Source organism: Echinicola rosea (assembly GCF_005281475.1).
Lineage (GTDB): Bacteria > Bacteroidota > Bacteroidia > Cytophagales > Cyclobacteriaceae > Echinicola > Echinicola rosea.
The window spans coordinates 1,752,139-1,767,909 of sequence record NZ_CP040106.1 but is presented as its reverse complement, the minus strand read 5'-3'; the positions used below and the strand labels follow the sequence as shown (position 1 = coordinate 1,767,909).

The window sequence follows — 15,771 nt, the reverse complement described above, 5'->3', positions numbered from 1 at the left end:
TATTTTGGGTTAAAACTTCAGGTTGACACCAAATACAATGGATTTGGACAGCGGAAATGCACCATAATCATCCCCATCACTATTTACTGCCTCGGGATTAAATCCACCCGTGTACTTATCCCCACCAAAGAAGTTCTCAGCAGTCACATAAACCCTCGCTGCTGAAAGCAATTTTTCATTGGCAATGATCCTACCCAGGTCGTAGCCCAGTGTAATGTTTCGGATTCTCCAATAATCGGATGGGTACAGCCAGTCGGTATTTTTGATCCTACCAAAGCTCGAAACGGCCTTTCCGGTCTCACCATCTCCGGGGTTTTCAGGAGATCTCCACCTGTTGCGGTGCCTTCCAAGGGTATTTTCCACATAGCCCATGCCCGGACGATCCATCGCACGACCAAAGGTGGAATAGATCAAACCTCCCCATTGTCCTTGGACAAGGATGTTGAGGTCAAAACCCTTGTACCTAAAATTATTAGTAATGCCCCAGATATAATCCGGATTAGGATTACCTGACAAAATCCTGTCATCAGGGTCTATCACTCCATCGTTGTTGGCATCCAAATATTGTGGATCGCCTTCTTCCTGATTGCCATAAAGAGCTGCTCCATTATCGATCTCCTCTTGGGTCAGGATACCAATATTCTGTACCAAAAACAGTGTATTCATCTGTTGGCCCACCATGGTAATGCGGTGGTTGATGTCAAAGCTACCGCCCAAAATTGGCGTATTGTTTGGTCCCAACTGCCTTACCTCATTGTTATTATGACTGAGGTTGACATTGGTTGTCCACTCGAATTGCCCCGTGATATTTCGGGAAGTCAGTTCCAGCTCCCAGCCTTTGTTCATCACTTCGCCGATGTTGGTCAGTGCGGTAGTGAATCCTGTCGCAGAGGGCACAGGAATATTCAATAGCAGGTTGGTATTCTTCCGGGTATAGTAATCAAAGGAAGCATATATCCTGTTTTGGAGCACGCCCAAGTCCAAGCCCACGTTCATCATCTCAGACTCTTCCCAGCCGAGTTGGGGATTGGGAAAGTTCCCGGGAATCAAGCCATTGTTCAGGGCTCCTCCATAGGAGTAATTGGCAAAATCCAAAGTGGCAATATGGGAATAATCCCCGATGCCATTATTTCCGGAAAGTCCCCAGCTCCCTCTTAATTTCAGGTCGCTGATCAAGGACACATCTTTCATAAATTCCTCATCAGAAAGCCTCCAACCCAAGGACACAGAAGGGAAAAAGCCCCATTTGGTTTCATCACCAAAACGGGAAGAACCGTCCCTTCTGGCAGATGCCGACACCAGGTATTTACCTTTATAGTCGTATTGCACCCGTCCAAAATAAGACAGCAAGGTGCTCTGTGTTTCGGTGGTATTGGTACTGCCTGCATTGATCACAGCGGCATTAAGGGTGGTGATGCCTTCTACATCAAAGTTACCGCCCATGGTATAGGTATTTCGCTTATTGAAATTGTACGACATCCCGATGACCGCATTCAGGTTATGCGCCTCATCAAAGGACCTGTTATAGGTCAGCGTATTCTCATTGACAAACGTCAATTTCCGATACCCATTAAAACCTCCTGTAGTCTGCTTATTTCTGGTCACCGCAGCTGGCGTATAATTTTTGTTCTGCTGGTCCACATTGTCCACGTTTAGCGTGGTCTTAAATGCGAGCCCTTCAATAAAATCGTATTGTCCGTAGGCGGTAGCCAAGTTTCGGAAAATCGTGGTTTCATTTAGCCTTGCATTGGCGTAAGCGATCGGGCTCAAGCGAGAACTTGCCCAAGTGTAAAGCGGAGTATCCCCCACGCCTGTATTAAGTCCTGCATCAGCCTCCACCACTGGTGCCATGCCCACTGTGGTGTGCGTAATGGCGTCCTTCCCTTCCACACCTGGATCATTTAAGGTGGAATAGGAAGGATTCAGGTTCAGTCCAAATTTAAGTTTGTTATTTGCCTGTACTTCTACATTGGCCCGGGCAGAATAGCGTTTATAATCCAATCCAATGGCAATTCCCTCCTGGTCGAGGTAATCTCCAGAGATGAAATATTTCACGCTCTCGTTACCACCGGATGCATTGAGCTGGTAATTCTGAACCAATCCCTTTCGGAAAAGGTGATCCTGCCAATCTACCAGTGTTAGTCCGGGATAGCCTTCCATCATCCAACGCTCATCGTACATATAGTTTCGGTCAAAGCCGCCGAGGATGGCCTCCCTTTCTGCCAAGCTTTGTGATGCGCTGCGGCCCTCACCCGACTGCTCCCACTGGGTATTGATCATCTCAGTGGCCCGGTCGATCCACTCGGTAGGACTGAGGACGTCCAGCTTCTTGACAGTTTCGTTAAAGCCTATATAAGAGTTTAGACTGATCTGTGCTTTTCCGGATTTACCGCTTTTAGTATTGATCATGACCACACCGTTGGCGGCACGGGATCCGTAGATGGCAGCCGCTGCCGCATCTTTTAGCACTTGGATGGACTCGATGTCATTGGGACTGATATTGTCCATGGGATTGCCACCTGCAGCTTCCAAGGGGAAGCCATCGATCACATAAAGGGGCTGACTATTCGCCGTAATGGAGCCCACACCCCGGATCTGGATATCAAATCCCTGACCGGGAACCCCGGTAGTCTGCTTCACACGGACACCGGCCATTTGGCCAACCAAGGCCTGATCAACCCGCTGAATGGGCCGTTCGGTTAGGTTTTCTGGCTCCATCTGCGCAATAGCTCCCGTGATATTGGCTTTTTTCTGGGTACCATAACCTACCACTACCACTTCTCCCAGCTGCTGCATGTCCACTTGCAGGGTTACATTCAAGGTAGTCTGGTTGCCCACTGCTACTTCTTGTGTCTCAAATCCAATGGAGCTAAAGGTCAGCACAGCTCCATCATCAGGTACTTCCAAGGTAAACTTACCGTCTATATCTGTAACAGTTCCTCGTCCAGTACCTTTAAGTAGAATACTTACACCAGGAAGCGGTAGATTGTCTTCGCTAGAGATCACAGTGCCTGAGATCTGCTTTTCCAAGTTATTAATCGTGATTTCTACGTCATTATGGGCTAAATGACCTGAAGGAAAGGGGGTTTCCTCTGCATTTGCAACAGCACCATAGGCCATGGACATGAACAAAAGCGCTCGCTTTTGCCATGGATTCTTAAGGGTTAATTGTCTTTTCATTGGTTATTTTTTAGGGTTTGTCATACCGGAAAACATTCCGTTTCCGATCCTTTCATTACATCTGCTTTTCTATAAAAGCCACCATTTAGCATACTGGAGAGCTTACTTGTCGATCGATCAAGAAAACAAGCATTGCTCCTTTTCCTCCTAAAGTAGTGGAAAAGTCCTTGATTCTTGTGCTGTAGTATCCCGTGTCATCCATTTTTCAAACGTTTGAATTCCTGTATCACACCCCATACCCGTCCAGGGAAATTGCTTTTAACCCCACGGAGTTATTTAATTCAGGCAAAAAGCGTCAGACCGAGTGAACCTGTCCATCCTCCAAGTAGCGTCGGGGTGTAACGTCTAGGCTTCGACTCCGCTCAGGCTGACATCTCTTTACGAATAGTTTAAAACGATTTCCCCGCTTACCCGTCAGATCATAACAGTTATTTCAGCATTATTATGTTTCTTAGGAGCTAGGACAATAATTCCGCTTAAAAAATGACAAAACAAATTGCCTTCAAGATGAAACTACTGCCTGGACATGAGGCAGAATACGAAAAACGACATCGTGAAATATGGCCTGAACTGGTGACCTTGCTAAAGGAAAATGGTGTGCAGGATTACAGTATATACCTGGATCAGGAATCCTCCACCCTATTTGCGGTACAAACCGTGGCAGGCGGCAGTTCCTCCCAGGATTTGGGCACTACAGAAATCGTACAAAAATGGTGGGCATACATGGCCGATATCATGGAAACCAATCCCGACCAGTCGCCCATAAGCATTCCGCTAAAAGAGGTTTTCACCTTGTAAAGGCTGCTCCCGTTCAAAAAGAAAACGGAAGCCCACTATTTCAATTAGCATTTAAAACCTATGAAACTTACCCTAAAGTCTTTCCTTCCAGCTGTTGGCTTATTCGCCATTTCATGTCAGCCCCCTTCTGAACAACCGGCCAATAAACCATCGATAACACCGAATTCCTGGCCCGAAATCACCAACCAGTCCAAACCTTGGACACGATGGTGGTGGATGGGCAATGCCGTGGACAAAGAAAACCTCAGCTACCTGATGTACGAATATGCAGACGCAGGCCTTGGTGGCGTAGAAATAGCCCCTATTTACGGGGCAAAAGGGTATGAAGACCGCTACCTGGAATTCTTGTCTGAGGAGTGGCTGGACATGCTCAGGTACACCATCGATGTGGCAGACAGCTTGGACATGCAAGTGGACCTGACCCAAGGAACGGGCTGGCCTTTTGGCGGGCCCTTTGTCGATGCCGACCATGCCGCATCTAAACTGGTCACAAAGGAATTTGACTATATGGGACAAGGGGCTTTCGCCCAAGACCTGACCTGGGAGGATAAAAAGCGCCCTGAACTCAGCCCCGAGCTTATCGCCGTCATGGCTTACGGAGACAATGGACAGGTAGAAGAAATCACCGACCAAGTCTCCACACAAGGACAACTTAGCTGGGAAGCCGAGGGAAACTGGAAAATCATGGCCCTCTATAACGGAAAAACAGGCCAAAAGGTCAAAAGGGCTGCCCCAGGAGGTCAAGGCTATACCTTGGATCATTTTTCCACAGAAGCGGTCAACAGCTACTTGGATGTATTCGCAAGAGCTTTCGGAGAGGACACCCCCGGAATAAGGGCCTTTTACAATGACAGCTTTGAGGTGTATGGGGCCAACTTCACGAAGAAGTTCCTGGACGAATTTCAGCAGCGAAGGGGCTATGACCTAAAAGCTTACTTGCCACAGCTTCTTGGCGAGGAAAATAACGAAGAAACCGCCCGCATCAAATCGGATTACCGCCAGACGCTCCACGAACTACTTTTGGAGCATTTTACGGAAAACTGGACGGAATGGGCGCACCGTAAAGGCAAAAAAACCAAAAACCAAGCACACGGCTCTCCTGGCAATCTGATAGACCTGTACGCCACGGTGGACATCCCGGAGTGCGAGACCTTTGGCTCTAGCTACTTCCCTATTCCGGGACTCAGAAGGGACAGTGCCGATATCCGAAATGTGGATCCTGATCCGATCATGCTGAAATTTGCATCCTCGGCAGGTCACTTGGCCGGAAAGCCATTGATATCCTGTGAGACCTTCACGTGGCTGGGCGAACACTTTAAGTCTTCATTCTCCCAGATGAAACCTGAGGTGGACCAAGCATTCCTTGCCGGCATCAACCATGTTTTTTACCACGGCGTCACCTATTCCCCCAAGGACATTGAATTTCCGGGATGGCTTTTTTACGCCTCCCTTAACCTCACGCAGCAAAACAGCCTATGGCCACATTTCAAAAGCTTCAACGACTACATTGCCCGCTGCCAATCTGTCCTACAGGCCGGCAAGCCTGACAATGAGCTGATCGTGTACTGGCCTGTCTATGACGTATGGGCTGAAGAGGGCAATATGTTCAAGATGATTTCTGTCCACCATATCGATGACTGGCTACACCCTACTGCCTTCTATGCACAGACTACCGAGCTGATGGAGCAGGGCTATTCACTTGATTTTGCATCGGATAAACTGATCCGTGAAGCTAGCGTTAAGGATGGAAAAATCCTTACCCATGGGGAGGCCTCACCGGCCAAAGCCTTACTGATCCCCAAGATGGAGTATTTCCCTGTCAAAACCTTGGAAGGTGCCATCCAGTTGGCCAATGAAGGTGCCACGGTGATCTTTGAGGCAGTTCCCGAACATGTGCCTGGTCACTTTGAAGTGGAAAAACGCGAAAAGCAGCTGGCCGAAACCTGGAGTCAACTCCAATTTAATGATCAAGGAGAAGCGGCTATCGGCAAAGGAAAAATCGTCCTGAACGCTCAATTCCAGCATGCCCTGAAAAATGAAGCGATCGAAAGAGAATCCCTTACGGACAGCGGGCTGCAATTCATCCGTCGGGCAGTTGGGGATGACAAGTATTACTTTTTGGTTAACCATACTGCCAATACCATCGATGAGGAAATCACGCTAAATGTAGCAGCTTCTTCTGTATTCCTAATGAATCCGCTCACAGGAGAAAGCGGCTTGGCAAAGAGCCACCGCCAAGAAGCTAAAACAGTCGTCAAAGTACGTTTGGAATCCGGTGAAAGCCTTTTGCTGCAAGCTTCGGCAGCGGAGACCACTTCGGCAGATCACTGGACATACCGGGCAGAAGCTGCTCAAACCGTCCCTGTGAAAGGTCCATGGATGCTTCATTTTGACGGTGGAGGACCGGATCTTCCCCAAGACCAGGCCTTCGAAACCATCCAACCTTGGACGGCCAATGGTGACAAAAAAGCCAATGAGTTTTCGGGACAGGCGACTTACAGCACCACATTTGACCTCCAAAAAACCGAAGGAAAGCACTACTTGCTAAAACTCGGAAAAGTATATGAAAGTGCCAAAGTCTGGATCAATGGCCAAGAAGCTGGCTACGCCTGGAGTATCCCATACCAGCTTCAAGTAGGAAAATACCTGAAAGACGGCAAAAATGAAATTAAGATCCAAGTGGCCAACCTGATGGCCAACCGTGTCCGCTACATGGACCAGCAAGGGCTGGAGTGGAGAAATTACCACGAAATCAATTTTGTCAACATCAATTACAAGCCATTTGACGCCTCCACTTGGGAGGTGATGCCTTCTGGGCTGGAAGGACCGGTGGAATTGGAGGTTTTTTGAGCGATAAAAGACTGTCCATCACAGCACTGGCTGTCTCATCATAAGTAGAAATGTTACCCTAAGTAACACGTCAATATGAGTGGTGAGACAGCCTATTTTTTTCCCCACACCGGTTTTAACCCGAAATCAATGCCGTTTAGTTAAAGGTCTTCCCCCTTTTTTGATCGGCTTTGGCTACGAAAACCTGATCACCTTGGTGGATTGGGCTTTCCTGCTTTTCCCCGAAAGATCAAGGGGCAGACTATCGATAAAAAAAGAAAAAAATCACCGCAAATCTTATTAACCTGTCGCGCCGTGGCGGATCCGCCCCATCAGTATTCTATCCGAACCATTACCCATCCTCAACTTTTCACTTGATCCAAGATATTATCCAAACCATAAGGATTTAACACCTTGGCTCCATTTGATCCTTTTAGGCTGTCGAAAAGGCACAAAACTCCGCATTTATAGACGTTCTGCAAATTTGCGCAATCGATTGTACAAAATAGTATTATACATCGCTAAATCAAACCATATATATTTAAAGCAAACGATTTCGAACCTTTCGGTTGCCTTTCATAATTACAAGAAAACCCTTAAATTAACAGAGGAGGCTATCCAAATTATATTTCCTTAAAAAAAGCGTTTAAACAACGAAAAGATAATATTATAAACCAACAAATATTGAAGTACTGATAAAAAGCGCCTACCACCCACATAAAATTACTGTTGGAACTTGCTTGGTATAGCAAGTTCTATTTATATTACAATCGATTGCGCAAACGACTAACCCCCAAAATGATCGAAGCTCCAACATCCATCCGTATCGATTCGGAGTCCAGGATTCCGAAATACCAGCAAATCGTCAATTCCATCATTGAGGACATTGAAAAGGGCAGCCTTTCTGTGGGCGAAAAAATCCCCTCTATCAATGAGATCAGTGAAGAGTACTATCTGTCGAGGGACACCGTAGAAAAAGCCTATAATCTTCTTAAGAAAAAGAAAATTATCGTTTCTGTAAAAGGAAAGGGGTATTATGTCGCCAGAAACGTATCCCAATCCCAAGTGAAGGTGCTTTTCTTACTGAACAAACTGTCCAACTACAAACTTCGCATCTACAATTCCTTTGTCAATAGCTTGGGAGCAGACGCACAGGTAGATCTCCACATCTATCATTGCGATCCCAAAAACCTGCTGAACCTGCTCAATGAAAATGCGGGAGCTTATGATTACTATGTCGTCATGCCACACTTCAAGGATGGCGATTTACACCACAACAACTACAATCAAGAGGTCATCGATGCGCTGCGCAAAATCTCTCCCGATAAGCTGATCGTCATGGACAACTACATGCCCGACCTTGGGGATGAAGTGGCCTCCATCTATCAGGACTTTAAAATGGACATTTACAAAGCACTGAAAGAAGGACAAGCCCGCTTGCAAAAATACGACACGTTGATTTTGGTTTATCCGGACAATGTCATCTACCCCTACCCCAAAGAAATCAAACAGGGATTCAAGAAATTTTGTGTGGAATTCGGACTGGAATTTGAAATCATCAACACCATCTACCCAGAGATGGAACTGAGCCCCAATGATGCATATATCCTTATTGAGGAAAACGACTTGGTCAATCTCATGAGACAAATCAGGGATGAAGAATACTTGCTTGGCGAAGACGTAGGGGTCATCTCCTACAACGACACTCCCTTAAAGGAACTGTTGGGCATTACCGTCATGTCCACTGACTTTAAGGTAATGGGGGAAACAGCCGCGTACATGATCAAAAAACGCAAAAAAGAGGTGGTGAAGAATGTCTTTAATTTTATTGACAGGGGTTCCATCTAAATCACCATATCATTCCGTCATAACAGTACAGGATAGCTTTCATCCTATATTTTTTTAATTTCACAGCTACCCAAAATACGATTTAACAACATGTCCGATAAAAAGAATCTCGTACAGAAATTAGAATCTGTCAACGAATATGAAAGGGAAGCTATTCCTAAGAGCAAGCTTAAAAGCTGGAAATCGTTTGTAGGCACCTATGCTGGCGAACATACTGCAGGAACCGAGTTTGTCCTCGGCCCACTGTTTGTCGCCCACGGGGCCAGTGCAATCGACTTAGTAAGCGGGTTGCTGGTAGGAAATATCCTCGCGGTACTCAGTTGGGCTTATTTCACAGGCAAAGCAGCTACCAAAACCCGACACACGTTGTACTTCCAATTAGAGAAAATAGCTGGAAGCCGCTTCACCATGATCTATAACTTGGTCAATGCCGTTGCCTTCTGTTTTTTGGCAGGCGCCATGATCACCGTCGCAGCCACAGCAGTGGGCATTCCTTTTGACTTGGCCATGCCGGCGCTGGACGACACATTACCTACTAGTTTTGGGTTTGTGCTTACAGTGTTTGTGGTCGGTGCCATCACCACGGTCATCGCCATGTTTGGCTTTAACCAAGTGGTGAAATTTGCCAATATTGCCGCCCCTTGGATGATCATGATCTTCGTTGCAGCTGCAGTAGCGGTGTTGCCGCGAATGGGGATCAATTCTATCAGTGATTTCTGGCCAGTCGCGCAAGAAACCATTTGGTCAGGAGTGCCCTTGGAAGGCAAAACCAAATTCACCTTCTGGCACATCATGTTCTTCGCCTGGTTTTGCAATATGGCCATGCACATCGGAATGGCTGACATGTCCATCCTAAGATATGCCAAAAAGTGGACAGCAGGCTTCGCCACTTCCACAGGCGTCTTCCTTGGACACTATGTAGCTTGGCTAGCTTCCGGAATTTTGTATTCACTTTTCCTGCTGGAGTCAGACGGCAGCTTGGTGTTTGCCCCTGGCCCGATTGCCTACGAAGCAGTCGGTATAGCAGGCGCGATCTGTGTGATCATCGCGGGCTGGACGACCGCCAATCCTACCCTCTACCGTGCAGGACTCGCCATCCAATCCATTAACCCCAATTGGAAAACCTGGAAAGTCACACTCTTTGTCGGATTGATTACCACGATAGCCGCATGTTTCCCCGCCTTGATGATGCAACTGCTGGACTTTGTCGCACTCTATGGACTGGTGTTGATGCCACTCGGTGCCGTCATATTTATTGACATTTTCCTATTGCCTAAAATGGGCATGAGATCCAACTTCGCAGAATTGACCAATCGTAATTTCAACCCTGCTGTGGGCATCACTTGGCTGATCACACTGATTTTCTGTCTTGGTCTCAATCTATTTGGAGGAGTCGAAATCTTTTTCTTGGGATTGCCTGGCTGGTTTGTAGCCGTAATCGTGTACGTCGCAAGCAGCAAAATCATCCAGAAAAACACCTCAGCACCAGACCTAAGCAGTACTTCTTCCAAACGCGAAGTCCCAGTATCCTAACCCAAACCAACCATGAAAACGCTTATTAAACTGATATCATTTATTGCCTTGGGCCTCAACCTTATCCCTGCCTTTTTGGTGTTCCAAGGAACTATTTCTTCCGACCAATGTAAGACACTGATGTTTGTCGGCACAGTCCTTTGGTTCATCACCGCGCCCATGTGGATGAACAAAAAATCCAAAGAGGCCTCATCTTAGGCCTCTTTTTTTTTTAATTTTGTATAATTTAAATTTTCAATAAAGCCCAATAGCATGTCTTTCTGCAAAGAGGCACTGATTGCCCTAATACTATTCGCTACACCTATGGTGACCATAGCCCAGCAAAAAACCTATCCGCTATACCCAAATGAAGCACCAAACACTGAAAAGCTTGTTGCGAAGGACGGTATCGGCAACGGAGGAAGGATTACTGAAGTGGCCATCCCCCAGCTGACGGTTTATCGACCCCAGAAAAACGAAGCCAATGGCAAGGCCATCCTCATTTGCCCAGGTGGTGGATATAAAATCATTGCCATCCAGCATGAAGGTCATCAGATCGCACGTTGGTACAGCGAGCGTGGATATACCGCAGCGGTCCTAAAGTATAGATTACCAGAGGAAAAATTGGTGAATGCTTCATGGGAAGTCCCTTTAATGGATGCTGAAACAGGCATTCGTTTCTTGAGAGATAAAGCTGGCAAATGGGGCTACGATACCGACAAAATAGGCGTCCTTGGCTTTTCTGCGGGTGGACACTTGGCCTCGTCCGTTTCTGTCCACAATCATCCCGAAGAAGGGAAAAAAGCCAGTTCCAAACCTGATTTCAGCATATTGGTTTATCCAGTCATCAGCATGGACACTACCATCACGCACCAAGGTTCCAGACACAACCTCCTGGGCAAAAAACTGGGAACCGAATGGGAAAAATATTTTTCGAACGAAACACAGGTAGATGCCGAGACACCACCTGCTTTTTTGGTCCATTCATGGGACGATGGCGCCGTGCCGGCAGAAAACTCAATCCGGTATGCTAAAGCCCTCCATCAATTTGGTACCCCGGTAGAACTTCATCTTTTCCAAAAAGGTGGTCATGGATACGGAAGTGGCAATTTCGAGCAACACGGCAACGCCGCCACTTGGCTGGAACTCAGCGATCGGTGGATCCGTGACCTGTTTATAAAAAAGGAGTGACGATCGGTCCTACTGATCAGCAGCCATAATCTGAGTTATACTAAAACACATGGCAACGAGGACCTGACTTGCCGAATGGCCATCAGGAGCAAAGTAAACTGCTCTATAACGAGCACCAATACCTAGGATTTCACCCAGCCTATTTTTGCCTAAACGTAGTTTTTATAAAAATAACCGCCTATTTTTTCTGTAAAAAATCTTTTAAAAATTGTGCACTTTAGACAGCAATAGTTATATTGCATATGAAGTTCTATGATGTCATATTCTTCATCATTCACTTCTACTGATTGGCTTTCCAGTCAACTTTTCCGATTGTTTCGCGAAAAGAGTTGTTAACCCTAAGCATAAGATTAATTGCCCGTTTGTACTGTTGGTCTTCACTCCAATATTGGCCAACTATATGCAACAATTAAACCCTTAGTATTAACCAACTCGATAGCGTTATGACATTAGTAGCAGAAGGACTTCTTTTACAGATCGACAGCAAGTCCAGAATCCCCAAGTACCAACAAATCGTAGATTCCATTATCAAGAACATCGAAAATGGCTATCTTAAAGTAGGAGAAAAATTACCTTCCATCAATGACATTTCTGAAGAATATTACCTCAGCAGGGATACGGTCGTGAGGGCATATAACCTATTAAGGGAAAAGAAGATCATCACCTCCGTGGTCTCCAAGGGATTTTATGTAAACAAAGCAGTAAACAGCTCCAACAGCAGGATCCTATTCATCCTAAATAAGCTGAGCAATTATAAGCTGGAGATTTACAACACTTTTGTAAACAGCATGGGCTCAGACAACCAAGTTGACCTTAGGGTTTACCACTGTGACCCGCAGCTGTTGATCAATATTTTAGAAGAAAACATGGGCGCTTATGACAATTTTGTCATCATGCCGCATTTTAAAGATCAAAAAGCCACCCACACCAATTACGATAAAGAGGTCATCTCTTGCTTGAAGAAAATCCCCAAGGGCAGACTGGTGATCATGGACAACTATTTGCCGGAAATGGGAGATAATATTGCCTGCATTTACCAGGATTTCAAAATGGACATATACAGGGCACTGGAAGAAGCCAAAGACCAGTTAAGCAAATATGACAAACTCATTCTCGCCTTTCCAAACAACCCAATTTATCCTTACCCTAAAGAAATCAAACAGGGCTTTTTGAACTTTTGCAATACCCATCATTTTGATGCAGAAGTTCTGGACAAGATCTATCCGGACATGGAGCTTCAGAAAAAAGATGCCTATATCGTCATTGATGAAAATGACTTGGTGAGCTTGGTGAAACAAACACGGGACATGCACTACGAAATAGGCAAGGACATTGGTGTGGTATCCTATAATGACACTCCTTTAAAAGAACTATTCGATATCACCGTTATCAGCACTGATTTTGAACTAATGGGCGAGTCTGCTGCCTACATGATCAAGAAACACAAACAGGAAGTGGTACCCAATATCTTTAGTTTTATTGACAGGGGATCGCTTTAGGGAATATTTAGTAATCAGTAATCGTCAATTGCATGGTGAATAAAGTAGCCTTATTAACCTGAGTTAGACTTGTTTTAACCCGCTTTATGCATTAGGAATCGTTATGAGAACTGAAACTACAAGAAAATCAGGCTGTTTGGAGATTGAATCATAGCATCGCTATGGTGAAATCGAAAACAGCGGCGAAGCGACTGATTTTGAAGTAGTTTCAGGTCGCAATAGATAGGCTAGTGCATAATGCGGGTTTAATATTAAAACCGTCATTGCGAACCCTTTTCAGGAGGATGTGGGCTGGAAAAGGGTGTGGCAATCCCCAAATACTAAGACTGCCACGGCTTCCATCCCTCAAATCTCCCACTAAGCCTCGCAGTGACGATTTTATAATCGAACTGAGGTATATACTTATGCGGTTTCAGTGCAATCAACGGCAGGGCATAGGGGGATTTCAAATCCCCATCATTCCGGTTCGGGATAACATATCCCGAACAGCAAAAAATCCCGTTGTCAGTGAGCATTTATATCTGCCCTTCTTACGGAACTATACTTCACATTGGTTACAATTTACCTAGCCTCTTCCCTTTGTTACGGTCCAGTGAGACGTGTTTAGGAGAGCCAATCACTTGGGAACCGTAGATACCAGAATGTCCACTGAACAGGTACGCTACGACACAGGCAAGCCCCACGTACACTCCTGATTCAGCACCAAAAAGCTCGATGCCCATCAACGTACATGACAAGGGGGTATTGGTAGCACCCGAGAAAACCGCTACAAACCCCATCCCCGCCAAAAGCGCCATTGGCAGTGGAATTGCTCCAGAGAGCATATTGCCCAAAGTGGCTCCAATATAAAATAGCGGGGTCACTTCGCCACCTTTAAAACCTGCCCCAAGGGTCAACGAAGTAAAGCCTGTTTTTGCCAAAAAATCATACCATGGCAATGGGGCTTCAAATGCCTCCACAATAGTCGGCACCCCCAAGCCAATGTACTTCGTCGTTCCGATCAAAAAAACCATCACAGCTACAATTGCTCCTCCTAAAACCGGCCTCAGTGGCGGGTATTTGATCGTACTCCTAAAAGCCTCACCAAAAAACTGGGTCGCCTTCGAAAACAACCGAGCCGCCAGGCCGAAGCAAATCCCTGCAGGAATGATCCACAATACATTTACCAAGGTCAAATCAGGAATAAAGGGGATTTCATAAGGCGTATGATGGGCATGCCAATAATCTGCACAGGCATAATCTGCAACATATGCACCGAGAAACGCAGGCAGGATGGCTTCATAGCGAACCCTTCCCACGATCAACCATTCAAGCGCAAAAATCGCCCCTGCCAGTGGTGTTCCGAATACCGAGGCAAAACCTGCTGCCACACCAAGGGTAATGATGGCCCTTCGATCAATCGCGCCAAGCTTGAACCACTTGGTAAACCGGTCAGCAATGGCTCCCCCCATCTGCACCGCTGTACCCTCTCGTCCTGCTGAACCACCAAAAAGGTGTGTAGCAATCGTCCCAAAAACCACCAAAGGAGCCATCCGCAGCGGAATGGGGGTCAACGGGTTATAAAACTCCTCCAAAAGCTGATTATTGCCTCTTACGACGGATTCTCCATAGGTATAATACACCCAACCGATCATAAAACCTCCCACTGGAAGTAAGGCTATCATATACAGGTGAGCTTCCCTGAAATGAGTAGCCCATTCCAGTCCAAATAAAAAGAATGCAGAAGCCGTCCCTATCAAAAGCCCAATAAAAATGGCCAAAAAGAGCCATTTCAAAGTATAGCGTAAGCTGGGAACAAATTCAGAGGATACAAATCTCTTAAAATGAATCAAATCACGCGCCCTCTCCAACATAGACATTGCAGTTTATAGGAATTAAATAGACAAGTTGAAGCAGGAGTCATCAGCACTGAAAAAAATCAGGGCGGTTAAAGGTGGTACCCCATCACCTAGGACAAATATAGGCTTTTTCTTAACTTATTCCGAAAGATCGAGTTATTGTATAAAAAGCCATGATGAAAAACATATTGATTTCCGGAGGATCTGGCCTGATAGGACAGGCACTTACCAAAACCCTTGAAGCAAACGGCTATGCGGTAGCCTGGCTAAGCCGTACTCCCGAAAAGCAACCACAAAAAAGCTTTGCTTGGGACATCAAAAAACAATCCTTGGACACAAAATCCCTGAAATGGGCTGACGCCATTATTCACTTGGCAGGTGCAGGTGTGGCTGAGAAAAGATGGACACCTGCTCGCAAAAAGCTGATTTTGGAAAGCCGGACCCAATCCTCCAAACTGCTTTTTGACCAAGTTAGGCTCTTGGAAAACAAGCCACAAGCTTTCATCTCGGCCAGCGGAGCGAACTATTACGGTCTGGACAATGGCGAAGAATGGCTCAACGAGCAAAGCCGTAAGGGTGATGATTTCCTTTCGATGGTGGTAGATGAATGGGAAAAATCAATTTTTACGTTCGAAAGCCTCGGCATCAGGACCGCAGCCCTTCGTACCGGCGTGGTACTGTCCAAAGATGGTGGTGCTTTGCCCCAAATGCTACAGCCTCCCGTCGCCGCCCCCTTAGGAAACGGAAACCAGTACATGAGCTGGATTCATCTTCAAGACTTGGTCCAAATGTACATGTATGCCCTAGAAGCCTCCCATATTAGCGGAAGCTATAATGCCGTGGCTCCCCAACCGGTCACCAATCGCGTGCTCACCCAAAAGGCGGCCGCTGCAAAAGGAAAGCCCTTTATCAATATCCCCGTTCCAGATTTTTTGCTTAAACTAATGCTGGGAGAAATGGCCGGGATGATCCTCGGAGGCAATAAAATTTCATGTGACAAAATTATTAGCGGTGGATATCAGTTCAAATATGCTACGCTGGCCCACGCCCTAGAGGACCTCTTCAAAAAATGAAAC

At 46.1% G+C, this 15,771-nt stretch carries 10 protein-coding genes and 1 riboswitch; of the genes, 8 read left to right on the top strand and 2 right to left on the bottom strand.

The annotated features are described in order from the left end of the window. Positions 1-9: 9 nt before the first annotated feature. The gene (locus FDP09_RS07355; protein ID WP_137402049.1) at positions 10-3,180 is read right to left on the bottom strand and encodes a SusC/RagA family TonB-linked outer membrane protein; all 3,171 of its coding nucleotides are present in this window, start codon (positions 3,178-3,180) and stop codon (positions 10-12) included. A gap of 483 nt (positions 3,181-3,663) precedes the next feature. On the opposite strand from FDP09_RS07355, the gene rhaM reads away from it, so the two are divergent. From rhaM to FDP09_RS07320, 7 genes are all read left to right on the top strand, one after another. Beyond that, positions 3,664-3,978 carry an L-rhamnose mutarotase gene (rhaM, locus tag FDP09_RS07350; RefSeq protein WP_137402048.1) on the top strand — a complete coding sequence of 105 codons (315 nt, stop codon included), beginning with the start codon at positions 3,664-3,666 and terminating at the stop codon, positions 3,976-3,978. Between the two features lie 60 nt (positions 3,979-4,038). Continuing rightward, positions 4,039-6,828, top strand: coding sequence for a glycosyl hydrolase (locus FDP09_RS07345; RefSeq protein WP_137402047.1), 2,790 nt, complete (start codon positions 4,039-4,041; stop codon positions 6,826-6,828). 777 nt (positions 6,829-7,605) lie between these two features. Further along, complete coding sequence (locus FDP09_RS07340; protein ID WP_137402046.1) at positions 7,606-8,655, top strand: GntR family transcriptional regulator; 1,050 nt, start codon at positions 7,606-7,608, stop codon at positions 8,653-8,655. A gap of 90 nt (positions 8,656-8,745) precedes the next feature. Then, entirely contained in the window at positions 8,746-10,188 is a 1,443-nt protein-coding gene (locus tag FDP09_RS07335; RefSeq protein ID WP_137402045.1) for a purine-cytosine permease family protein, read from the top strand. Between the two features lie 12 nt (positions 10,189-10,200). Beyond that, positions 10,201-10,386, top strand: coding sequence for a hypothetical protein (locus FDP09_RS07330; protein ID WP_137402044.1), 186 nt, complete (start codon positions 10,201-10,203; stop codon positions 10,384-10,386). Positions 10,387-10,440: 54 nt separating this feature from the next. Beyond that, positions 10,441-11,358 carry an alpha/beta hydrolase gene (locus FDP09_RS07325; RefSeq protein ID WP_137402043.1) on the top strand — a complete coding sequence of 306 codons (918 nt, stop codon included), beginning with the start codon at positions 10,441-10,443 and terminating at the stop codon, positions 11,356-11,358. A 443-nt stretch (positions 11,359-11,801) separates the two neighbouring features. Further along, positions 11,802-12,857 (top strand): GntR family transcriptional regulator, encoded by a 1,056-nt coding sequence (locus tag FDP09_RS07320; RefSeq protein ID WP_137402042.1) that lies wholly within the window; start codon positions 11,802-11,804, stop codon positions 12,855-12,857. 554 nt (positions 12,858-13,411) lie between these two features. On the opposite strand, the gene FDP09_RS07315 is transcribed toward FDP09_RS07320, so the two are convergent. Beyond that, on the bottom strand, positions 13,412-14,710 hold the full coding sequence (locus FDP09_RS07315; protein WP_137402041.1) for a voltage-gated chloride channel family protein: 1,299 nt from the start codon (positions 14,708-14,710) through the stop codon (positions 13,412-13,414). 33 nt (positions 14,711-14,743) lie between these two features. After that, a riboswitch (Fluoride riboswitch) is annotated at positions 14,744-14,815 on the bottom strand. Between the two features lie 56 nt (positions 14,816-14,871). On the opposite strand from FDP09_RS07315, the gene FDP09_RS07310 reads away from it, so the two are divergent. Next, positions 14,872-15,768: a TIGR01777 family oxidoreductase gene (locus FDP09_RS07310; protein ID WP_137404960.1), complete on the top strand. Its 897-nt coding sequence runs from the start codon at positions 14,872-14,874 to the stop codon at positions 15,766-15,768. Positions 15,769-15,771 lie beyond the last annotated feature (3 nt).

What these genes read in the sequence shown, in the direction of transcription:
- FDP09_RS07310 (WP_137404960.1), top strand. Translation starts at nt 14,872, where the DNA reads ATGAAAAACATATTGATTTCCGGAGGATCTGGCCTGATAGGACAGGCA.
- FDP09_RS07335 (WP_137402045.1), top strand. Translation starts at nt 8,746, where the DNA reads ATGTCCGATAAAAAGAATCTCGTACAGAAATTAGAATCTGTCAACGAA.
- FDP09_RS07340 (WP_137402046.1), top strand. Translation starts at nt 7,606, where the DNA reads ATGATCGAAGCTCCAACATCCATCCGTATCGATTCGGAGTCCAGGATT.
- FDP09_RS07325 (WP_137402043.1), top strand. Translation starts at nt 10,441, where the DNA reads ATGTCTTTCTGCAAAGAGGCACTGATTGCCCTAATACTATTCGCTACA.
- FDP09_RS07355 (WP_137402049.1), bottom strand. Translation starts at nt 3,180, where the DNA reads ATGAAAAGACAATTAACCCTTAAGAATCCATGGCAAAAGCGAGCGCTT.
- FDP09_RS07320 (WP_137402042.1), top strand. Translation starts at nt 11,802, where the DNA reads ATGACATTAGTAGCAGAAGGACTTCTTTTACAGATCGACAGCAAGTCC.
- FDP09_RS07330 (WP_137402044.1), top strand. Translation starts at nt 10,201, where the DNA reads ATGAAAACGCTTATTAAACTGATATCATTTATTGCCTTGGGCCTCAAC.
- FDP09_RS07315 (WP_137402041.1), bottom strand. Translation starts at nt 14,710, where the DNA reads ATGTTGGAGAGGGCGCGTGATTTGATTCATTTTAAGAGATTTGTATCC.
- FDP09_RS07345 (WP_137402047.1), top strand. Translation starts at nt 4,039, where the DNA reads ATGAAACTTACCCTAAAGTCTTTCCTTCCAGCTGTTGGCTTATTCGCC.
- rhaM (WP_137402048.1), top strand. Translation starts at nt 3,664, where the DNA reads ATGACAAAACAAATTGCCTTCAAGATGAAACTACTGCCTGGACATGAG.